At 38.0% G+C, this 20,548-nt stretch carries 21 protein-coding genes; 7 read left to right on the top strand and 14 right to left on the bottom strand.

What is annotated here, in order from left to right; all coding sequences use genetic code 11:
- The first annotated feature begins 202 nt into the window (after positions 1–202).
- Positions 203–1,741 (top strand): glycine betaine uptake BCCT transporter, encoded by a 1,539-nt coding sequence (locus ABS917_RS16990; RefSeq protein WP_350480110.1) that lies wholly within the window; start codon positions 203–205, stop codon positions 1,739–1,741.
- An 85-nt stretch (positions 1,742–1,826) separates the two neighbouring features.
- Here the strand turns inward: ABS917_RS16990 and ABS917_RS16985 are convergent, their stop codons facing one another.
- The 3 genes from ABS917_RS16985 to ABS917_RS16975 all read right to left on the bottom strand — a co-directional run bounded on the left by ABS917_RS16985 (position 1,827) and on the right by ABS917_RS16975 (position 4,581).
- Positions 1,827–2,675, bottom strand: coding sequence for a cytochrome c oxidase assembly protein (locus ABS917_RS16985; RefSeq protein ID WP_350480109.1), 849 nt, complete (start codon positions 2,673–2,675; stop codon positions 1,827–1,829).
- The gene (locus ABS917_RS16980; RefSeq protein WP_350480108.1) at positions 2,668–3,147 is read right to left on the bottom strand and encodes a DUF2243 domain-containing protein; all 480 of its coding nucleotides are present in this window, start codon (positions 3,145–3,147) and stop codon (positions 2,668–2,670) included. Before ABS917_RS16980 ends, ABS917_RS16985 begins: the two co-directional genes overlap by 8 nt.
- Positions 3,148–3,252: 105 nt before the next feature.
- Positions 3,253–4,581, bottom strand: coding sequence for an amidohydrolase family protein (locus ABS917_RS16975; RefSeq protein ID WP_350480107.1), 1,329 nt, complete (start codon positions 4,579–4,581; stop codon positions 3,253–3,255).
- A gap of 100 nt (positions 4,582–4,681) precedes the next feature.
- On the opposite strand from ABS917_RS16975, the gene ABS917_RS16970 reads away from it, so the two are divergent.
- Positions 4,682–5,197 (top strand): GNAT family N-acetyltransferase, encoded by a 516-nt coding sequence (locus ABS917_RS16970; RefSeq protein ID WP_350480106.1) that lies wholly within the window; start codon positions 4,682–4,684, stop codon positions 5,195–5,197.
- Positions 5,198–5,252: 55 nt separating this feature from the next.
- Here ABS917_RS16970 and ABS917_RS16965 read toward each other — a convergent pair whose 3' ends face one another.
- The 3 genes from ABS917_RS16965 to ABS917_RS16955 form a co-directional block, all read right to left on the bottom strand.
- Complete coding sequence (locus tag ABS917_RS16965; protein ID WP_350480131.1) at positions 5,253–6,206, bottom strand: ring-cleaving dioxygenase; 954 nt, start codon at positions 6,204–6,206, stop codon at positions 5,253–5,255.
- A gap of 105 nt (positions 6,207–6,311) precedes the next feature.
- The gene (locus ABS917_RS16960) at positions 6,312–6,905 is read right to left on the bottom strand and encodes an NADPH-dependent FMN reductase (RefSeq protein ID WP_350480105.1); all 594 of its coding nucleotides are present in this window, start codon (positions 6,903–6,905) and stop codon (positions 6,312–6,314) included.
- Positions 6,906–7,093: 188 nt separating this feature from the next.
- Positions 7,094–7,621 (bottom strand): YceI family protein, encoded by a 528-nt coding sequence (locus ABS917_RS16955; RefSeq protein WP_350480104.1) that lies wholly within the window; start codon positions 7,619–7,621, stop codon positions 7,094–7,096.
- A 282-nt stretch (positions 7,622–7,903) separates the two neighbouring features.
- On the opposite strand from ABS917_RS16955, the gene ABS917_RS16950 reads away from it, so the two are divergent.
- Both ABS917_RS16950 and rsiV read left to right on the top strand, forming a co-directional pair.
- Complete coding sequence (locus ABS917_RS16950) at positions 7,904–8,401, top strand: RNA polymerase sigma factor SigV (protein ID WP_350480103.1); 498 nt, start codon at positions 7,904–7,906, stop codon at positions 8,399–8,401.
- Entirely contained in the window at positions 8,394–9,266 is an 873-nt protein-coding gene (gene rsiV, locus ABS917_RS16945; RefSeq protein ID WP_350480102.1) for an anti-sigma-V factor RsiV, read from the top strand. Before ABS917_RS16950 ends, rsiV begins: the two co-directional genes overlap by 8 nt.
- Before the next feature lie 160 nt (positions 9,267–9,426).
- Here rsiV and epsC read toward each other — a convergent pair whose 3' ends face one another.
- From epsC to ABS917_RS16920, 5 genes are all read right to left on the bottom strand, one after another.
- Complete coding sequence (epsC, locus tag ABS917_RS16940; protein WP_350480101.1) at positions 9,427–10,356, bottom strand: serine O-acetyltransferase EpsC; 930 nt, start codon at positions 10,354–10,356, stop codon at positions 9,427–9,429.
- 127 nt (positions 10,357–10,483) lie between these two features.
- Positions 10,484–11,437 carry an arsenic resistance protein gene (locus tag ABS917_RS16935; RefSeq protein WP_350480100.1) on the bottom strand — a complete coding sequence of 318 codons (954 nt, stop codon included), beginning with the start codon at positions 11,435–11,437 and terminating at the stop codon, positions 10,484–10,486.
- A gap of 41 nt (positions 11,438–11,478) precedes the next feature.
- Positions 11,479–11,904 carry an arsenate reductase (thioredoxin) gene (gene arsC / locus ABS917_RS16930; protein WP_350480099.1) on the bottom strand — a complete coding sequence of 142 codons (426 nt, stop codon included), beginning with the start codon at positions 11,902–11,904 and terminating at the stop codon, positions 11,479–11,481.
- A gap of 14 nt (positions 11,905–11,918) precedes the next feature.
- On the bottom strand, positions 11,919–13,214 hold the full coding sequence (locus tag ABS917_RS16925; protein ID WP_350480098.1) for an arsenic transporter: 1,296 nt from the start codon (positions 13,212–13,214) through the stop codon (positions 11,919–11,921).
- A 3-nt stretch (positions 13,215–13,217) separates the two neighbouring features.
- Positions 13,218–13,532, bottom strand: coding sequence for an ArsR/SmtB family transcription factor (locus tag ABS917_RS16920; protein ID WP_350480097.1), 315 nt, complete (start codon positions 13,530–13,532; stop codon positions 13,218–13,220).
- Between the two features lie 188 nt (positions 13,533–13,720).
- Between ABS917_RS16920 and ABS917_RS16915 the strand changes: the two genes are divergently transcribed.
- Entirely contained in the window at positions 13,721–15,421 is a 1,701-nt protein-coding gene (locus ABS917_RS16915) for a M3 family oligoendopeptidase (RefSeq protein ID WP_350480096.1), read from the top strand.
- Positions 15,422–15,553: 132 nt separating this feature from the next.
- Here the strand turns inward: ABS917_RS16915 and ABS917_RS16910 are convergent, their stop codons facing one another.
- Entirely contained in the window at positions 15,554–16,426 is an 873-nt protein-coding gene (locus tag ABS917_RS16910; RefSeq protein WP_350480095.1) for a DMT family transporter, read from the bottom strand.
- Positions 16,427–16,572: 146 nt separating this feature from the next.
- Here ABS917_RS16910 and ABS917_RS16905 point away from each other — a divergent pair, with 146 nt between their 5' ends.
- A complete protein-coding gene (locus tag ABS917_RS16905) occupies positions 16,573–17,946 on the top strand; it encodes an aminotransferase-like domain-containing protein (RefSeq protein ID WP_350480094.1) in 1,374 nt (457 codons plus the stop codon).
- Between the two features lie 73 nt (positions 17,947–18,019).
- On the opposite strand, the gene ABS917_RS16900 is transcribed toward ABS917_RS16905, so the two are convergent.
- Positions 18,020–18,994, bottom strand: coding sequence for an alpha/beta hydrolase (locus tag ABS917_RS16900; RefSeq protein ID WP_350480093.1), 975 nt, complete (start codon positions 18,992–18,994; stop codon positions 18,020–18,022).
- A 464-nt stretch (positions 18,995–19,458) separates the two neighbouring features.
- On the opposite strand from ABS917_RS16900, the gene ABS917_RS16895 reads away from it, so the two are divergent.
- Positions 19,459–19,905 (top strand): GNAT family N-acetyltransferase, encoded by a 447-nt coding sequence (locus ABS917_RS16895; protein WP_350480092.1) that lies wholly within the window; start codon positions 19,459–19,461, stop codon positions 19,903–19,905.
- Between the two features lie 160 nt (positions 19,906–20,065).
- Here the strand turns inward: ABS917_RS16895 and ABS917_RS16890 are convergent, their stop codons facing one another.
- Complete coding sequence (locus tag ABS917_RS16890) at positions 20,066–20,290, bottom strand: DUF2651 family protein (RefSeq protein WP_350480091.1); 225 nt, start codon at positions 20,288–20,290, stop codon at positions 20,066–20,068.
- Positions 20,291–20,548: the final 258 nt, after the last annotated feature.

The raw sequence follows: 20,548 nt of genomic DNA, 5'->3' as shown, positions 1-20,548 counted from the left end.
TCACTTAAGTTAAAGTCGGGAAATTTGGGTATTATAAAGATAAATCGGCGCTATATTTATATAAATATTTTATAGCGAATTCATTTATTAACATCCCATTTGAACTAGTCAGTCCCTATTTCTAGCCTGAAAAATAATTATAAATGTTTATTTTTTTCAAACTGGGTAATACATTTATATGTCACTGAACGGAGGTAATAAAATGAAAAAAGTAGGCATTGTTTTTTGGTGCTCATTTACTTTAGTAATGCTGGCTGTAATAGTTGGTGTACTTGCTCCACAAACTTTAGAAAATGTCACCAAGAATATACAAAATTTACTCACTTATAATTTTGGCTGGTATTATTTATTAGTTGTTGCAATCATTATTGCGTTTTGTGTTTTCCTCATATTGAGTCCTGTTGGAGCCATACGTCTTGGTAAGCCGACTGACCGGCCGGACTACAGCAATGCATCGTGGTTTGCGATGCTATTTAGTGCGGGAATGGGGATTGGTTTAGTGTTCTGGGGAGCAGCGGAACCATTATCACATTTTGCTATTAGTTCCCCACAGGCTCCTGAAGGCTCACAGCAAGCATTGAAAGATTCATTTCGATACACGTTCTTCCATTGGGGAATTTCCGCTTGGGCCATTTATGGTGTTGTCGCATTAGCACTTGCCTACTCCAATTTCCGTAAAGGTGCACCCGGTTTAATAAGTTCCACACTTTTTCCTCTTTTCGGTGAAAAAACAAAGGGTCCTATTGGATATACAATTGATATTATTGCGGTCTTCGCTACTGTTATCGGTGTTGCAACAACACTCGGTTTAGGTGCACAGCAAATTAATGGCGGTCTTTCCTATTTATTCGACCTTCCAATTAACTTTACTGTCCAATTAATCATCATTGTTATCGTTACGGTATTGTTTATCATTTCCGCTTCAACCGGTCTTGATAAAGGAATTCAACTATTAAGTAATTGGAACCTCTATTTGGCAGCTGTCTTATTAATATTAACTTTATTTATTGGTCCCACTGTTGCCATCATGAACGACTTTACTTCAGGTCTCGGCAGTTATTTACAGAACTTCGTACAAATGAGTTTACGTATGGAACCGGGTGATGCGGGCAGCCGTGATTGGATTAACAGCTGGACTATTTTCTATTGGGCATGGTGGATGTCCTGGTCTCCATTTGTCGGCATTTTCATTGCGCGTATTTCAAAAGGGCGAACAATCCGTGAATTTTTGATGGGTGTTATTTTAGCACCAACACTTGTTAGTATTTTCTGGTTTGCTACGTTTGGTACGACGGCGATTGAAACATATTTGACAAAAGATGAAGGACTTGTTGATTTACCGACAGAGCAGCTTTTATTCGGTGTATTTGATCAGATGCCGCTAGGCTTTATTTTATCGATTATCGCGCTCTTACTAGTCGCGGTATTCTTCATCACTTCAGCCGATTCCGCTACATTCGTATTAGGGATGCAAACAACATTTGGCTCGATGAACCCATCATTTAAAATAAAATTGATTTGGGGAATTTTACAGGCTGCGATTGCAGCAAGTTTATTATTCTCCGGTGGTTTGACCGCACTGCAGAATGCCGCGATAATTGTCGCCTTCCCATTCTCTTTTATCATTTTGCTGATGATACTTTCGCTCTACAAATCATTAATGGCTGAGAGGAAGAAATTAGGTCTCTACATCCGACCGAAAAAACAGCCACCTTCGAATGCTCACAAAAAAGAGGGCTGACATGTTCCGAATAAAAAAGCGTCGCAAATTTGCGACGCTTTTTTTGGAAGAAATTTTTTAAAGTTAATTAGCCGTAACAACTATCTTATTTTCCATGCATAGTAACCTGTTCCCTATTGAACCCCACTGCAACATTTCTTCGTGGCTTTGCTGATTTATACCATTGCCAGCAAAAAATAATAATGATTACAACTTCTATCCAGTCTCCTGCATAGTACATGACCATACTTCCCATTTCCGCCGCTTGCAATGTAACTCCAGCGGGAGGATTCGCATACATATACTTCGACAATATATCATGACCAGCGATCGCAATGATTAAAACTGCCGCCCGGAATCGGTAGGAATATTGATGGTAGACCGGATCGAAATAAATAATGGAAATCGTAAATACATAACCTGCAATGAAAAAATGTAAATGTACAAATAAAGCGAAAAACACATTTTCATGCATCAATGTAAACAAATTCGTTGTATATAGCAGCCAAAGTCCTCCTACATTTAAAACTGCAGCAGTCATCGGGTGCGAAATGAATTTTAGAAAGCGACTTTTTAAAATGGAAGTCAGCTTACGTGCTAATGTTGTATTTGCTGTTCTGAGCAGCAAAGTTATCGGCTTAGCAATTGCCAAAAAAATTGGTGCGACCATACTTAAAAATAAGTGGCTCACCATATGTGCTGTAAAGTTAGAATGCGCACTGTTTGCCAACGGACCGACAACTGCAGCAAGTGCAATAACCATACCAATTGTCCAGCAAATTGTACGGAAAATGGGCCATTTTTTATAGCGCTGATTCGTTATGAGGACAGCGGTTATATATGCTACTAATAAAAATACGAAAACGACCCCGAGCACTAATTGAAGGTTTATACCAGGTACTGAATGATTCATAGCATTATGTCCATGACTGTGCAGTAAGTATTGGCTATTCATTTGCATTCTTCTCTTTTAAAGTACTGTTTTTTGATTTGCGGAATAATAGATAAATACCGATTAGTAAAATAATCAGAGCACCGACATTCCACATAATATCGTACACAATGACATTGTCCACGTATCGAATTTGGTGAATTCGCATCCATTTATGCTGAATGATGCCGTCATACAATTGGAATACACCAACCCCTAATAATACGCCGCCGAGCCATCGTTGAAAGATCAGAGCATTTTTCCGACGCAGATCAGCAAATAAAAATAACCCTGCTATCGTAGCAAACCAGCTGAAGGCATGAAAAATACCATCGGAAATTAACCCGATATCCGTTGTCGATTTGTCGTAAAAGTGATGCCATCTTAACAACTGGTGAAAAACGGTTTCATCAATAAAGGCAATCAAACCGATGCCAAACAGTATTCCTGACCACATGTTCCGGCGTGAAACTTCTATGTCGTTGTTATTTCTCATGTCAATTCAGAGCCCCTTTACGTGTAATTACTTACATCTAATCTCTCCAAATACATCACAACATATTCGATAATAGAAGTTCCCCTCTTACCATATTGACTAAACCTAATTTCCTGCATTTAACCCTTGTTCTTCGAAAGTTTTAATCACTTCTTTCATATAATCGTTCATCTCTTGCTCAGTCGGAATATTTTCAAGCAGCTCAGGAATCGTATACAGGTTCCCGTCCTTTATTATCCGATCGATTTTCATTGTATTTTCTAAATCGCTAAGAGGATTTTCATTCAGTACTAATAAATCCGCAGTAAAACCTTCTTTTATATCACCTAAATCCTCTGCTTTTAAAGCTTTCGCTGCATTAATTGTAGCTTGCTGAAGGGCTTCCAATGGTGTAAATCCAGCATCAACAAACAGCTGAAGCTCCCGATGTAATGCAAAGCCCGGATAAGTAAAGATTCCTGCAGGGGTATCTGTACCAGTCACGACAGTTCCGCCCATTTTAAAATAGGTATAGGCAATTTTTTGAATTGTTTTCGTTTGAATACCTAACGTGTTCTGTCCTTGTTTTGCCTGTGCAGCTTGTTGCCAATACTTAAATAAGTACTCACTGTTTTCTATATGATGAACAACTTCATGTTCCGTTGTCCAATATTGATCTGCTAATTGCATTTGGTCATATAATACTATTGTTGGACATAGCTTAATATCCTTTATCAACAATTGTCTACATACACTTTCTATTAATTCTTCATCAGGCTGCTCCCACGGAATTGTATCCCAGATTTCTTTCGGAGAATCCATCGCCCACTGTGGGTACATTGCTTGAATAATACCAGAACAATGTTCCAGCCAATCAATCCCTATATGTGCTGCATGAAGTGCATCCACTTTTTTGGAATGAATTAAATCACTGCTTACTTCCAGATTGTGTTTACGTGCTTCATCCGTAACTACTTTCATATATTCAGGATCAAGCCAGCCGTAAACTTTAATAAAATGTGCCCCAAGCTCTACTTGCCGCGCTACTTCCTGTTTCGCAAGATCTACATTGTCGACATTGATGTTATAGGCAGTATCGTCTCCCCACAAGCCTGGGGGTCCATCAATCATGCGATCTGCAGAAATAACGCGCGGCTCCATTTCACTTCCATTCGCATCGATAAATGGTTTGAGTTCAATAATGCTCCCCGCAGTATTCCGAACCGTTGTAATCCCTGCTGCTGTGAAGTAATTGGCAAAGTGTTTTTTTATATGGACATGCATATCAATCAATCCTGGTATTAACCATTTATCCGTAAAATCCATTACTTCAACATTCTCCATTTGAAGATTAGGAGCCACTTTTACAATTTTGTTATTTTCAATATAAACATCCTGCCTAGTAAACTCGCCTGTTTCCATATTTACTACAAAGCCGTTTTTTAATAGTTTCATTTTCAGACCCCTTTAAATTTTATTTCTATCTTGATTTTAGTTTAATTTATATATTCTGGAAATGATATAATTTTATTACAATAAGAATGAGGTGAATTCAATGAACACAATCGGCAAAAAAAGTATAATTAGAAAAGCGAACGAAAGTGATACATCACAAATACTCGCAGTGATGAATGATGCGGAACAGTCCGGATTTATGCTCTTTGCGCCGGATGAAAGAAATATGGCACCAGCTTCTTTAAGCAATTTAATCAATTCCATAAATCAGACACCTACATCCGGTTTCTTTATCGCAGAGCATGAGGAAGAAATTTTAGGTTATCTCCTATTAAAAGCGGAAACGTTATCCCGTACTTCTCACAGGGCACAAATTGCTGTGGGTGTACATAGTAAAAGTCGCGGTAAAGGAGTTGGTACCGCTTTGTTCGACTATATGATTCAATGGGCAAAAAAGTCGCAGCTCCATCGCCTGGAGTTAACGGTGATTGAGTATAATGAGCAAGCTGTCCATCTTTATAAGAAAATGGGGTTTGAAGTTGAAGGCGTGAAAAGAAATTCTTTACTGATTGACGGACAATATGTGAATGAACTATACATGGCGAAATTGCTTTAATTATAAAAGGGGCTACTCAAGTAAAACTGAGTAACCCCTTTTCATTATCACACTACTAATCTAACTCTCTAACTTTAATCGGGAACAGCGAATTTTCCAACCGATCACGGTAATCTTCATATTGTACCGGCAACTTTAGCTGCTCGCCCATTGTTTCCAGCGTTTCATCATGCGCAAATCCTGGTGGGTCTGTCGCGATTTCGAATAAAATCTCTCCTGACTCACGGAAGTAAATGGCATTGAAGTAATTACGGTCTTTTATGTCCGTTACATGCTGCCCCTTATCAATTGCGTATTGCTGCCATTCTTTGTGATCTTGATCGTCATTTGCACGCCATGCAATATGATGCACCGTTCCGACACCCATTGCCCCACGATTACCGACCGTCATTTTCACATCGACAATATTGCCGATTGATGCTGTTGCTTTTAGTCGTACAAAATCACCTTCACGGCCAATCTCTTCAAGTCCCATCACATCAACTAATGTACTGATTGTTTCTTCCGGCTGGGATGAATATAAAATTGCACCGCCAAAGCCTTTAATCGCTACATCGGCAGTTATTCCACCAAACGTCCAGCCATTTGGAGAACCCCCATCACGCTCAACAATTTCAAGTTGCAGACCATGTGGATCATCAAATTGTAAATAGGTCTCTCCAAACCTTGTTTCTTCTTTGAACAGTATATTGTTTTTTGTTAAGCGTTCTTTCCAGAAATCCATTGCTCCCACTGGTACAACGTATGTTGTCACACCGACTTGACCATCGCCGATTCTGCCTTTATATGCTGCAGGCCAAGGAAAAAATGTAATAATTGTCCCTGGCTCCCCGCCTTCATTCCCGAAATATAGATGATATGTTTCAGGGTCGTCAAAATTGACGGTTTTCTTTACAAGACGTAATCCAAGAACACCCGCATAGAAATCGACATTTTCCTGAGGATGACCGACGATTGCTGTAATGTGATGAATACCGGTTGTATGTTTTTTCAAATTCATTTCCTCCATTCGTAAAAACTGAACACAACATTCCATTCAATAAAACACTCTGTCCAATTTTTATGTAATAAATCTAGCACATGCAATGACATGTGCTAGATCGATGATCGTTAATTAGCGAATTGTTTTTAAAGCTTTTGACCATGGAATTACTTGGTCCAGCATTTGGTTTACTGAATCTGCCTGCACATCTTTTGGCTTGAAAGTTGTACCGTTTTCGAAATCAGTGAATAATGATAAAGCTGGGTGTACACGTACATCCGCAACAAGTAATTCACCTAAAATACCGCGTAAATGTTCAGCAGCACGTGCTCCGCCAACAGAACCGTAAGATACGATACCCGCTGCTTTATTGTTCCATTCATCACGTAAGTAGTCTAATGCATTTTTAAGTGCGCCTGTAATCGAATGGTTATATTCTTGAACGATGAATACAAATCCGTCTTGTTTTGCGATTGCTTCAGACCAGCCTGCAGCACCTGATGCATCCCCACCTGGTTCTCCTAGTAATGGCAATTTGAAATCCGCAATATCAATGATTGTATAATTTGCATCTCCGCGTTTATCTGCGAGTTCTTTTACCCATGCACCGACTTGAGGGCTTACACGACCTTCACGAGTTGATCCTAAAATAATACCGATGTTTAATTTCTCCACTTTAATTTCCTCCACTTTCTTTTTTCCGAATAGTTTACTGATGAATCCCATTTCTTACACTCCTTCAATTACCTTGAATCAAGATATCAATTAAAACTTTGAGGCTTTTATATATTGGTATAGGTATGCATAAATAACTGAAGTTTCTGCCTCAAATTTTAATTTTGTACTTTTATGCATTCTTATCAGTAACGTAAATCATTATTGCCGTTTTGCTGACAATTTATCCTTATGAATACTTACGCAGCAGGGTTTAATTCTAACTCTACTTTAATTTTGATATCTTTCCCTACTAGTACGCCGCCTGTTTCTAAAGCAGCATTCCATGTTAAACCGAAATCTTCACGGTTGATTTTTGTTTCTGCTTCAAAACCATATACTTCCACGCCCCATGGGTTCGTACCTTTACCACCGTATTCAACATCAAATGTTACCGGTTTTGTAACGTCTTTAATTGTTAAGTCACCAGTCACTTTATAGTCATCGCCATCTTTTTCAATGTTTGTTGCGGTAAACTTGATTTTTCCAAACTCTTCTGCGCTGAAGAAGTCTGCTGATTTCAAGTGGTTATCGCGATCTTCGTTGTTCGTATTAATACTTGCTACATCCAGTTCAAAGTTGATTGATGCAGTAGTTAAATCCGTTAAGTCTGCCGCTTCCACGTTTGCCGTATAGTTAATGAATTGACCTTTAACTTTTGATACCATCATGTGTTTAACTTCAAAACCAATTGTTGAGTGTGTTTGATCGACTGTAAATGTTGACATTTTATATTCTCCTCCAATTTATCTCGATTTCAAGATATATAGTAAAAATAAAATTCCGAAATTAAATATCTCGAACTTGAGATAAATATAACAAAGGTTTTACTCAACGTCAAGAGGATTTATTTAAATTTTTTTAATAAATTTAATTTGTATTTTAATGATTTTTATCGCTTATCTCGGCTAGAAAGCTTTTTTATATAAAAAATTTCACTCTATTTAAACTTTCCAACCACATACCGTCGTCTTATAATTGTCGACAGAGTAAAAAAGGAGCTTCAAGGAATGATGGAAGAATTAGAAGATGCATTTATTACATTTATCCGTACCCAGCAAAATTCGCTATATAGACTCGCATATAGCTATACAAAAAACGAGCAGGATGCGCTCGATGTGGTGCAGGACAGCATTCAAAAAGGTTGGCTCGCACTTGAAAGACTGACAAATCGGGATCAATTGAAAAGCTGGTTTTATACGATTTTAGTGCGGACGGCAATTGATTTACTGCGCAAACAAAAGCGGATCGAGCTCATTGGAGACGATTCTTTACTGCAAATATCAGAGCAAGATACATACTGCAATCTTGATTTGCAGCAGGCTTTACATCAATTACCTCTGCAGCTGCGTGAGGTAATCGTGCTGCGCTATTTTGAGGATTTGAAAATCGAAGACGTCGCGCATATTTTGGCGATTCCTCTAAGTACCGCGAAATCCAGGCTTTATAAAGCATTAAAGCTATTAAAAATTGAGCTACAGACGGAGGAGAATCCGAGTAATGAATGACAAGTTAAAAAATTTAAAAGAACAATATAACAATATACCAATTCCAAAGGAACTAGAATCGTTAATCGAAAAAAACCTGCAGTATCGTCCTAAGAAGAGCAAACGCAAACTGCCCATTTTTTTAACATCAGTTGCTGCGGCGGCAGTACTATTTACAGTAGGCCTGAATACAAATCCAGCAATGGCAAAAAGTTTGGCGGATGTACCAGTTATCGGACAAGTCGTACAAGTACTCACATTTACTAAGTATGAAATGGAAAAAGATGCTTACACTGCTGAAATTCAAGTACCTCAAATTTCGGGTTCCTCTGCTGACATCGAGGCATTGAATGAAGAATACGCCGAGGAAGGTAAAACACTTTATGAGCAATTTAAGGCAGATATAGAGGAAATGGAAGCTGGAAATATGTCACTAAATAGCGGCTATGTTATTGAAACGGATACAGATGAAATACTGTCATTTGGACGGTATGTAGAAGTCATTGTTGCATCATCTTCTACTGTTATGAAGTATACGACGATTGATAAAAATGCTGAAACAGTTATTACATTACCAAGTCTGTTTAAAGATGATCGCTACATCGGAATTATTAGCCGATATGTAGAGGAAGAACTGCGCAATAGAATGATTGAAACAGAAGGGTCTGACATGTATTGGATTGGTGGAACAGAGTATCATGATGAATCATTCGGTGTGTTTGAAGGCATTACGCCTGACCAAAACTTCTATATTACCAAAGATGGTAAACTTGTGATGTCGTTTGATGAATATGAAATAGCTCCAGGATATATGGGACTTGTCACTGTTGAAATTCCAACAAAGCTGCTTCAAGACGTGCTTGTAAGCAATATATATATTAAGTAATAAAATAAGCAGGTGTATCCTTTAAAATGGTTACACCTGCTTTCTTGTATTCTATGGTACGCCATAAGGAGGTGATCCACGAAATAGGATTTTTTAAAATGGGATGAAGTTATATCACACTAATATAATCCATCCTATTAGCTAGACATATATTTTCCGATCAGATTTCGTATTCAATAACAACTTCTTTACTATTGCTAATGTTCGGTGATGGCTGCGAATTATAAACACGTGAATATGGCGGAACCGAATATGTCAGCCAAATATTACTGCCAAGCACTGTGTCATGGCCAATTGTCGTTTTCCCGCCTAAAATTGTAGCACCGGCATAGATCACAACATTATCCTCAATATTCGGATGACGTTTTACACCTTTAATCGGGTTTCCGTTTTCATCGAGCGGGAAACTTAAAGCACCTAACGTCACACCTTGATAGATTTTAACATTGTTGCCGATTGTGCACGTTTCTCCCACTACGACACCTGTACCATGGTCAATGAAAAATGAATGGCCGATCTTCGCCCCTGGATGAATATCGATTCCTGTTAACTGGTGTGCATATTCAGACATGATACGTGGAACTATTGTTACATCCATTTTATATAGTTCATGTGCGATACGGTGGATAAAAACAGCACGGATCGACGGGTAGCTTAACATGATTTCTTCTGTTGATGTAGCAGCCGGATCACCATTATAAGCAGCTTGGATATCTGTTTGAATCGTTTCACGGATTTCCGGGAAACGGTCCATTAACTTCATCACAACATGATCCGCTTTTTCTCGGCATTGGCCATCACAATTATCAAAGTTTTGGTAGACTAATACTTTTTCGATAATATCACGCAAATCCAATGCTGACTGGCGAAGGTTATTATTCAGTTTCATCATTGTACGTGTTTCATCGACAACACCTTGGTTATAAATCGTCGGGAAGAAAATCTCATAAAAACTATCCAATATATGATGGATTTGATCACGGCCAGTGAATCCAATCGATTTTTCAACTTCAATATGTTTTTTGTTATAGTCGATTAACTTATTTGCGATTGTAGATGTTTCTTTATTTAACCAGTCCTCGATTTTCATGTTAAAACTCCTTTTCTATTTAAAATACATAGTAATGAAGATTATACTACACAAAACGCGCAGTTTGGTCCTTCTTTTCAAAATTGTAAAGCAGCATAGGAGCAATAGCCAGTAAAGAGCTTATTCTCTATTTATCACGCAAGATAAATTGCGGAATAATGCGAATATACATAAGTTCCCCTATAATCTCAACAATTGTCTGGGTTACAATAACGGCCACAACGAGCGAACGGATTTCGTCAGGCATTGCAAGTGCAAATGGTAATACAACAAGTGAATTACGTGTCGATCCGCTAAAGACCAGTGCACGGCCAGTACGGATATCAAGCTCCAGCCATTTCCCGACCATCTTTGAGATAAAAGGCATAATGATCATAAATGCTATGTAAATAGGTATCACTTTTAGTATCCATTCAAATGAACCCGCCAATTTGCCAATTTGTGAAGCAACTATTACAAAAAGAGTGAAAGCCATGAATGGTACCGGAAGCCAGGAAGACATCTCATGGATACGCCCCCCCTCTTTCGATAAGAGCTGTACAATCAGTGCAACACATAATGGCAATACAATGAATGTGACAAACGCTTCAACAAATGGCGCGACCTCTACTACATTTGCCGCCTGTTCGCCGATAAACAGCCATAAATAAAACGGCAGTAACAGCATTTGTGCAACAAATAAAAAAGGTGTCGCACTGAGCATCATTTTTTCATTCCCCTTGCCAAGCGCTGTAAATACAATTACGTAATCTATGCATGGGGTGAGTAAAACTAGATAAACGCCCAATAATAGTGGCGGATAATCTGGAATAAAGAACGTCAGCACCCATACAACAATCGGTACCGCAATAAAATTAACTATGCAGAGGGCGTAAAAGAAACGCCGGTTTGAAAAAGATTCTTTTAAAGCAGCGAACGGAATTTGAACAAACATGCTGTACATTAAGATACAAAGGATAGTCGGGATTAAATTTTCCAGTTGATTATGAAACTGTGAATTCCATCCTATAAATCCCGCCAATAATAAAGTTATGATATAGATCGTTACTTGGTTCTTTTCCAGTTGATCTCTTGAAATCATGACAATAACTCCTTATCCGATCGATTTCCATTGAGAACATGTTATCCTTTTATTTCTTCTTTTACAAACTGTTCAATACGCGCTCCAATCGCATCACGTACTTGTTGGAAAACAAGCCATTTTTCACCCGCTGATCCTACCGCTTTCGCCGGATCTTCAAATCCCCAATGCTCTCGGCGTACATGTGGCGGAGTGACCGGACATTTATCTGCTGCATCCCCGCAAAGCGTAACAACTAACGTAGCGCTGTTTAAAATTTCTTCGTCAATTAGATCCGATGTATGATTAGAAATATCAATACCTACCTCATTCATTGCCTTAATTGCATTTGGATTAACACCATGTGTTTCAATCCCCGCAGAATAGACATCCCAGTCTTCCGGTAAATACTTTTTCGCCCAGCCATCAGCCATTTGGGAACGGCATGAATTTCCCGTGCATAAAAAATACAGATTTTTCTTCGTCATCTTATTAACCCCTTTTAATAAAGTAATAATGTTATGTAAAGTCCGATTAATGTGAAGAACAAAATTGGGACCGTCAAAACAATTCCTGTTTTAAAGTAAGTGCCCCAAGGAATTTTCACACCTTTATGTGACAATACATATAACCAAACCAATGTTGCAAGTGATCCAATCGGTGTAATCTTTGGACCCAAATCAGAACCAATTACGTTGGCATAAATAAGGGCTTCCCGTATTGTTCCGCTTGTCGATGTTTCGGCAATCGCCAGTGCGTTCACCATTACTGTCGGCATATTGTTCATAATAGAAGACAAAAACGCCGCAATAAAGCCCATTCCGACTGTTGCAACAAATAACCCTTGATCTGCTGTCCACTCAATGAAGCTGGCTAATGCCGGAGTTAGTCCTGAATTACCTAAACCGTACACAACTACATACATGCCAATAGAGAAAAAAACAATGTTCCACGGAGCACTTTTAATGACTGCTTTCGTATTGACTACTGTACTTTGTTTCGCCATTAACAAGAAAAAAGTCGCAATGATACCCGCAACGAGCGACACCGGAATACCGATAAATTCACTTGAGAAATAGCCGCCCACTAAAACTGCAAGTACAACCCAAGACAACTTGAACATCTTCAAATCTTTAATCGCCTGTTTCGGTTCCTTTAGCACCGATTCATCATACGAACGTGGAATCGATTTGTGGAAGTAAACGAGTAGAATAGTTATCGTAGCCGCTAAAGAAAAAATGTTCGGAATAACCATCCGTGCTGCATACTCCACAAACCCTATTTCAAAGAAGTCCGCAGAAACAATATTCACTAGGTTACTCACAACAAACGGTAAACTAGTCGTATCCGCAATAAAACCGCTTGCCATAATAAAAGGGAAAATCATTTTCTCGCTAAACTGTAGATTACGTACCATCGCCAGGACGATCGGCGTTAAAATCAATGCTGCGCCGTCATTCGCAAAAAGTGCTGCAACAACCGCACCAAGCAGACTGACATAGACAAACATCTTAACTCCACTGCCTTTTGCGGCGCGTGCCATATGAAGTGCCGCCCACTCAAACAATCCGATTTCATCTAGAACAAGCGAGATTAATATTATTGCCACAAAGGACAATGTTGCATTCCACGTAATATCGATCACTGTACTAACATCGCTAAAATCAACGACACCTGCCACTAAAGCAATAACTGCCCCTGCCATAGCCGACCAGCCAATGTTCAATCCTTTAGGCTGCCAAATTACTAAAATGAGCGTCCCGATAAAAATAAGCGCCGCTATAACAAATAAACTCACAATTTATTCCTCCATACATATCCCGCCAATATTACAGTCACAAGTCGGCTGCTCTTCAATTGAGGCAAGAATATTATGCATCAATTCAGTTTGTTCTTCATGAATGCGGTAATGCTTCCACGTACCGACTTTCCGCTCGGCAATAATGCCCGCCTCTTTCAATTTTCGTAAATGTTGGCTCACTGCGGGCTGGGAAATATTCAAAACACTTGTGAAATCACAAACGCAAACTTCGCCCTTTTTCAAGCACGCAAGTATTTTCAAACGATTTAAATCAGCAACCGCTTTTAACTGTTTTTCCATCACTTCGATTTCCACTTTTCCTGCCACCACCACTATATAAGAATATACTTATATTATAAGTCTGATGCTATATAAGCAAGTACTTATTTATAAGAATTATTTTTATTACCCTTATTTTTTTAAAAAATGAATGAATAAGATCCAACCTATAATATAATTGATTTACTAGTCAAAATAATCTGAAGGTAAAGGGAGAATTATTCATGTCTCAAGCGAAAAGCGTTAACTACTACAAAGAATTAATTAATCTGAAAGACGTCGAAGGAATTGAAGCCCAGTTTCAACGGTTATTTAATGTTTCAATTGAATCCATAACTGATTTGGAAAATTGGATTGAGGATGAAAAGAACATACGCTTTGAAATTGAAGAAGCGTTGACAGGCCACCTAGTCGACTTCTACCGAAATACGGAAGATCCGCATATTAAATCAACTTACCTTCACGATCAGCAAGTCATTCAGCCACTGTTAATGACATACGAGGCAAAGCTAGATGAAAAATGCTGCAAATCCCCTTTTTTCAATGAATTAGATGAAAACCGTTACGGCTTAATGCGACGTTATCGAGAATCAAAAGTAAAACTGTTTAGAGAAGAAAATATACCGCTATTTGTAAAAGAACAAGAACTAAGCACAAAATATAGTGAAATTATGGGCGGACTGACAGTTGAATGGAACGGAGAGGAAAAACCTTTCCCGTTTATCGAATCCCAGCTAGATAATTTGAACAGAAATGTTCGGGAAAAAGCTTATCATTTAATTAGAGCTGCCTACCGTCAAATCAAACCTGAAACGGATGCACTCATGGATGAGCTCGTTCAGCTGCGCCACCAAATTGCAATCAATGCGGGGTTTGACAATTACCGTGATTATATGTTTGTCGCAAAAAACCGTGAGTACAGTATCCGGGATTGTTATGACTTTCATGAAAATGTTGAAAAGCATATTATTCCGGCTTGGAACAGGCTTGCAGATGTTTTCAAGTCTAAACTTGGTGTCGATACATATCGCCCATGGGATAACACAGCAAAACTGCTGAAAAATCCGCCTTACTCTGAAACATCCGCACTTTTGGACGGTGTTGCTGAAATGTTAGGAAAGACCGACCCGTATTTTTCAGACCGTTTGGAGTACATGAGAGCAAATGGATTGCTTGATCTTGGAGACCGTAAAGGTAAAAGTCCGGGTGGCTTCTGTGTCCCTTTACCTGTATCCGGGCATACCTTCGTATTTGCAAACTTTAGTCCTTCCTTTTTCTCGCTCATTGCATTGATCCATGAAATGGGTCACGCGGTGAATGGTTACCTCCAAGCTTCAGAACAAGGTCCTATTGAAGAATTCCAGTGGCGAGCTGAAATAGCTGAATTGTATTCACACGGAATGGAATTGTTATTATTGGATAAGTTTGATCTGTTCTATCCGGAAGAAGAGGAATTCAAAAGCGCGCAACGTGAAGAGCTGAAACGGGCGTTTACAATGTTATTCGGCCCATTGTCAGGAGACCTTTTCCAGCATTGGATGTATACAAATCCTCACCATACTGCGATGGAACGCGATGAAAAGTTCTATGAAATTTCAAAACGTTATGGCTTGAATCCAGTCGATACTACCGGTTTTGAAAAGGAAATTGGCATGAGCTGGATCGGTACACTTCACTATATTCAATATCCTTTCTATGATATTGAATATTCGATGTCAATGCTCGGTGCTCTTCAATTACTTGAGAATTATCAAAAGGACCCCCAGCAAGCTGTCGAATTTTATAAAAAAGGTGCAAGTGCCGATTACAATCATTCCATTGCAGCGATATATAAAGAAACCGGCGTCGATTTTGACTTTTCAGAGTCAACTGTAAAACGAATGGGTGAATTCTTGGAAAAAGTGATTCAGGATATTAATTCATAACCGCTATAGAACAACATGAAAAGAACGAATTCCCTATACGGAAATCCGTTCTTCTTTTAATTATTGCCGTTCATGTCCTAATCATTATAGGAAGTCATTCTCTATATACTACGAATTATAAACTTTGAAGCCCTATTTCTGCTCCAAGTCATTCTTCCCTAATATTACGCAAAGCACAACGATCACAGCTAAAACAACTGTTATCCAGGTAATCGATTCTCCTAAAAATAATACAGAAAAGCCAATCATTATAAAAGGCTGCAAATATTGAATCTGCCCTACCCTAGCTATACCTCCTAAAGACATACCACCATACCATGCTACATAAGCCAAAAACTGACTGACTATCCCTAAATAGAACAAACTGATCCAAGCTTCAATTGGCGCCACCAGCATACTGGTAGATAAGCCAATGCCTACAGGTATAATAAAAAACGGTGCACCAATTAAAATAGCCCACGCAATTACTTGCCAACTACCAAGTTCCTTTGAAAGGTTGCCTCCTTCCGCATAACTTAACCCAAGTAATATGACCGCTGCAATCAGTGCAAAGTCCCCTTTATGCAATTGGCCTAACCCTAAATAGATGGCATAAATAATGACTGTTATCGCCCCTGTTGCACTCGCAATCCAATAGCGTTTCGAAGGTCTTTCACCTCCTCGCCATGTTGCAAAGCCAGCTGTCGCAAGTGGAAGTAAAGCCAATTCAATTGCACCATGTGAAACAGGCAATGACTTCATCGCATAAGTTGTTAATAACGGAAAAGCCAGTACCGCTCCTACAGCGACAATAAGTAAGCTTTTAAATTGGCTTTTACTTGGTAAAGATTGCTTTTTCATAATAAATACTGTCCCGACAATAATTGCTGCAATAACTGTCCTGCCTAATCCGACTATTGTCTCACCAAAATAAGGGACAGCAATGCTTGTAGCCGGTAATGTAAAACTGAAACAAACGATTCCAATAAAGCCTAATAGCATTCCTTTTTTCATACTGATTTCCATTTCGTCCCCTCTTCACAGTCGTAAAAAAATATTCCATAATTAGTTAATACGATTAAGCTAATTAAACAGATTGTAAAGAAAATCCGCTCTTTTTAAAATAAGGGAATTTCCCATCTGTCATGGGACAGATAGCAAAGGAGAACAAGATGACAACTAAATATATTGGCATTTTGGAATGGGTCAAACAACAAATTAAAGATGAGAAGTTAAAGACAGGAAGTAAATTGCCCTCAATCCGACGGCTTGCTGAACAATTTCAATGCAGTAAAAACACGGTTGTAAAAGCATTACTTGAGTTGGAAAAACAGCATATTATTTATGCAAAACCTAAAAGTGGCTATTATGTAGTGGATAATCTCCAAACGTCTGACAAAAAGGAAAGTGAAATTGATTTCTTGTCGGCCGGTCCTGATAAAAGGATTATGCCCTATGAGGACTTTCAACATTGTATTAACCAGGCAATCGATCATTATAAGGAACAATTATTTACTTATAGTGATCAACAGGGACTCTTTTCTTTACGTAGGGAGCTTGCGAAGTATTTGCAACATTTACAAGTATTTGCGAAACCCGATCGACTTGTAATAACATCCGGATCACAACAGGCACTTCATATTCTTTCAGCGATGCTGTTTCCAAACGGGAAAAAGAATGTATTAATTGAGCAGCCTACATACTTTGGGATGATCGATTCCTTACAGGTAAACGGGATTACAACATACGGAATTGAAGTGACGATGGAAGGAATCGATTTTGAAAAGCTGGAGATGTTATTTCGCTCCGCTGATATTAAATTCTTTTATATCATTCCAAGATGCCACAATCCATTAGGACATCATTACACTAATGCGGAAAAGAAAAAAATCGTTGCTCTTGCAGAAAAATACGATGTATATATCGTAGAGGATGATTTCTTGGCAGAACTTGATACAGATTTAAAGTCCGATCCTTTGTTTGCATATGAACCTAATGAAAGAGTCATTTATGTTAAGAGCTTTTCCAAAGTATTTTTGCCTGGACTGCGAATCGCAACAGTGGTTCTTCCTGAAAAAATGATTTCTTCCTTTGTGCACAGTAAATTCAGTGCAGATTTCAATACATCGCCACTTTCACAGGGGGCTTTGGAAATCTATTTAAAAAACGGGATGTTTCACTACCATTTAGAAAAGGTGAAAAGATTATATTCAACTAAAATGAATCTATTATTAGAGGCATGTTCATTGTATTTACCTGGCTATGTACAATTTACAAAGCCCAAGAGCGGATTTTATCTCACTATCTTCTTGCCTTCCGTTATTGATGTCGATAAATTGATATACATGCTGCATGAAAAACATATTTATGTGGATAATGCTTCGAGGATGTTCCTAAGTGAAAACAAACAGAAAGCAATTCGCCTAAGTATTTCACAAGTGGATGAAAACAAAATCCATCTCGGTATTCAGCAATTATCCGCTCTGATAATCTACCTGTATGAAAAAAGGAATTATAATGCGCTCTCATTTAAAGCGTATCTTTAAATTACCATTACACTGTTCAAAATTAAAATGCTCGGTTCAATTTTGAACCGAGCATTCACAGAAGCTTAAATATTTATTTTACTTCTTCCACTTGACCAACAGTTGCTTTCACGCGGTCAAAGCCGACTTTAATTGCATTCACATATTCTTTAATCACTTTTTGAGCAAGTTCTGACTGAGGATTCAGTGATTCAAAACCATGGTATGCACCAGGATATAAGTGAAATTCCACATCAACACCTGCTTGTGCCAATTTAGATACATACGTAATTGTTTCGTCACGGAAAGGATCCAATTGCCCAACACATGTATACGTATATGGAAGATTACGATAATCCTCAGCTCTTGCCGGTGCAGCATAAATCGGTACTTCATCATGCCCGTGCAATTCGGCTAAATAGCATTTCCAGCCAAAATCATTCGTTTTTTGGTTCCAGATCATACCTTCTGTAATTTCGTTCGCAGAAGGTGTATCGTTACTGTCATTAATCATCGGATAAAGTGGCATTTGGAAACAAATTGACGGATACTCACGGTCACGAGCTAGCAATGTTAAACCTGCTGTCAATCCACCGCCAGCACTTGCCCCAGCTACGCCAATACGTCTTTTGTCGATTTTCAGTTCTACTGCATTGTCCGCAATCCATGCAAGTGCGCTGTAGCAATCTTCAAGAGGTGCAGGGTAAGGATATTCCGGAGCTAAACGGTAATCCACGGAAACGACGACACAGTTAGCTGTTTCTACAACTTGTACACAAAGATGATCATTGTCTTCAATGCTACCTAGTATATAACCCCCGCCATGAATCCACAGTAAAACCGGTAATTGTTGATCTTGATGGGCTGGTTTATAAATACGAACGCGAATTTCATTATCATCAATGCCAGTAATTGTTTTATTAATAATATCAACTGTTTCAGTGCTTGTTAAAGGCTGTACCGCTTGTGCCATACCTTCACGCATAGCCTCCAATTGTTCTACCTTAAAATCAAAATCCGTAAATGATTCTAAACCGGCTAAAAATTCTGGATTTACTCGTTTGATCATCTTCATTCCTCCATGTCACAAAAATTAAACTCACCCTACCAATCTATTCGTTTCAATAAATGATTAGAACATATTCAATAATACTTCCGGCATTCATTATTCCACAATCGGTCCATTTTGTTGTGTTATTGATTGAACCTAAATGAAATTTTGGATACATAAGGAATCTCGCTCTTATGGGTAACGGGTTCGGTTGATCGGGAGAAAAGTGCAAATAACGCAATTAAACAGGTTAATTAGCATAAATTTCAATAATGATGTTGAGTTATTTATCTATGAAATTTCTTTCGTATCTTATGCGAAAAATCGCATAGTGCTATAATAAAATGGTGCAATGCGACTATATGAATTACTGTTATCAAGGAGAACTGATTCAAAATCAATCGAAGATAACTTCCAGGATTCGAGATTGTATTAAGATATATATTTAACAGTCATAACTATGTTTGGAAGGTGATATTGCTATGCTAGAGTTAAGAAAAATTAATAGTGACAATTATGAAGAGTGTTTAAACTTGCGTACAATTGATACCAATGTGGACTTTGTAGATTCTGTAGCGTGGTCATTAGCCGAAGCGTGGGTATTTTATAATGATTCACGCCCTTTCGCAATTTATGCCGATAATGCGATGGTGGGTTTTGTTTCAATGTATATTGGTGAAAATAACCCCCAAATCATAAATTTTATGATAGATAGCCGTTTTCAAAAAAGAGGCTATGGATCAGCAGCGGCTAAGCTTTGTATTGAATATTTATGTAAAGAATTTAATGCAAGAAGAATCTCCTTACCAGTTAATCAAGAAAATAGAACCGCACAAAAATTTTGGAGCAACATCGGCTTTGAAAAAACAGACGATGTTGAGGATGGTTATCTTTATATGCGGTTGTATCTACCAGAAAAATATGACTGAGCGTATGGAAGTACGCGATTGTATCATAACCGTTCATGAGCCCTATAATTGAATATTTATGGGTTTGGCAACAATAGTTAAATTTTATTTACGTTATAAATCATAATCATTTATTCATAAAAATCTATTACTTAATACAGATTCCAGCTTTCTTGCCAATTTATTTTTTTATAACCTTCATAAATAAACTAACAATTATCGATATTATCGTATAAACTACTACCCAAAAAAAGAAGGTCTCATTGAAAACGGTAAAAGTCAAAATAGTAAACAAAATTAAAGTTACTGTAGGCATTACATACCACTTTTTAATTAGTAAAAAACCTATTATGGATGCGATAACAACAGCAAATGGACAAAGAAATAAGATAAGTATAAATTCCATTAATCAAAATACCACCTATCAGCATTTTTAAAATATTTATCAAAGAATAACATAGTTCTGTTAGTTACTTGATTTTTAATTTCCAAAGGCGTTCGATATATATATGAGATTGTTATTCAACAATCTGGCCCGTGAACAAGGCACAATGCTCATAGTGAAGATCGTTTATCAGTGCCTCTATGTTTTATATGTAGTTAATTAAAGCAACTTTAGTATCATTAAAACACTTTTCCATTAGTATTTCTCAATTTTTATAGT

The sequence above is a fragment of the Solibacillus sp. genome, assembly GCF_040273735.1.
Classification (GTDB): Bacteria; Bacillota; Bacilli; order Bacillales_A; family Planococcaceae; genus Solibacillus.
This window is presented reverse-complemented; position numbering and strand designations above follow the sequence as displayed.

Coding starts and splice junctions, on each gene's coding strand:
- ABS917_RS16990 (WP_350480110.1), top strand. CDS start 203: ATGAAAAAAGTAGGCATTGTTTTTTGGTGCTCATTTACTTTAGTAATG.
- ABS917_RS16985 (WP_350480109.1), bottom strand. CDS start 2,675: ATGAATAGCCAATACTTACTGCACAGTCATGGACATAATGCTATGAAT.
- ABS917_RS16980 (WP_350480108.1), bottom strand. CDS start 3,147: ATGAGAAATAACAACGACATAGAAGTTTCACGCCGGAACATGTGGTCA.
- ABS917_RS16975 (WP_350480107.1), bottom strand. CDS start 4,581: ATGAAACTATTAAAAAACGGCTTTGTAGTAAATATGGAAACAGGCGAG.
- ABS917_RS16970 (WP_350480106.1), top strand. CDS start 4,682: ATGAACACAATCGGCAAAAAAAGTATAATTAGAAAAGCGAACGAAAGT.
- ABS917_RS16965 (WP_350480131.1), bottom strand. CDS start 6,206: ATGGAGGAAATGAATTTGAAAAAACATACAACCGGTATTCATCACATT.
- ABS917_RS16960 (WP_350480105.1), bottom strand. CDS start 6,905: ATGGGATTCATCAGTAAACTATTCGGAAAAAAGAAAGTGGAGGAAATT.
- ABS917_RS16955 (WP_350480104.1), bottom strand. CDS start 7,621: ATGTCAACATTTACAGTCGATCAAACACACTCAACAATTGGTTTTGAA.
- ABS917_RS16950 (WP_350480103.1), top strand. CDS start 7,904: ATGATGGAAGAATTAGAAGATGCATTTATTACATTTATCCGTACCCAG.
- rsiV (WP_350480102.1), top strand. CDS start 8,394: ATGAATGACAAGTTAAAAAATTTAAAAGAACAATATAACAATATACCA.
- epsC (WP_350480101.1), bottom strand. CDS start 10,356: ATGAAAATCGAGGACTGGTTAAATAAAGAAACATCTACAATCGCAAAT.
- ABS917_RS16935 (WP_350480100.1), bottom strand. CDS start 11,437: ATGATTTCAAGAGATCAACTGGAAAAGAACCAAGTAACGATCTATATC.
- arsC (WP_350480099.1), bottom strand. CDS start 11,904: ATGACGAAGAAAAATCTGTATTTTTTATGCACGGGAAATTCATGCCGT.
- ABS917_RS16915 (WP_350480096.1), top strand. CDS start 13,721: ATGTCTCAAGCGAAAAGCGTTAACTACTACAAAGAATTAATTAATCTG.
- ABS917_RS16910 (WP_350480095.1), bottom strand. CDS start 16,426: ATGGAAATCAGTATGAAAAAAGGAATGCTATTAGGCTTTATTGGAATC.
- ABS917_RS16905 (WP_350480094.1), top strand. CDS start 16,573: ATGACAACTAAATATATTGGCATTTTGGAATGGGTCAAACAACAAATT.
- ABS917_RS16900 (WP_350480093.1), bottom strand. CDS start 18,994: ATGATCAAACGAGTAAATCCAGAATTTTTAGCCGGTTTAGAATCATTT.
- ABS917_RS16895 (WP_350480092.1), top strand. CDS start 19,459: ATGCTAGAGTTAAGAAAAATTAATAGTGACAATTATGAAGAGTGTTTA.
- ABS917_RS16890 (WP_350480091.1), bottom strand. CDS start 20,290: ATGGAATTTATACTTATCTTATTTCTTTGTCCATTTGCTGTTGTTATC.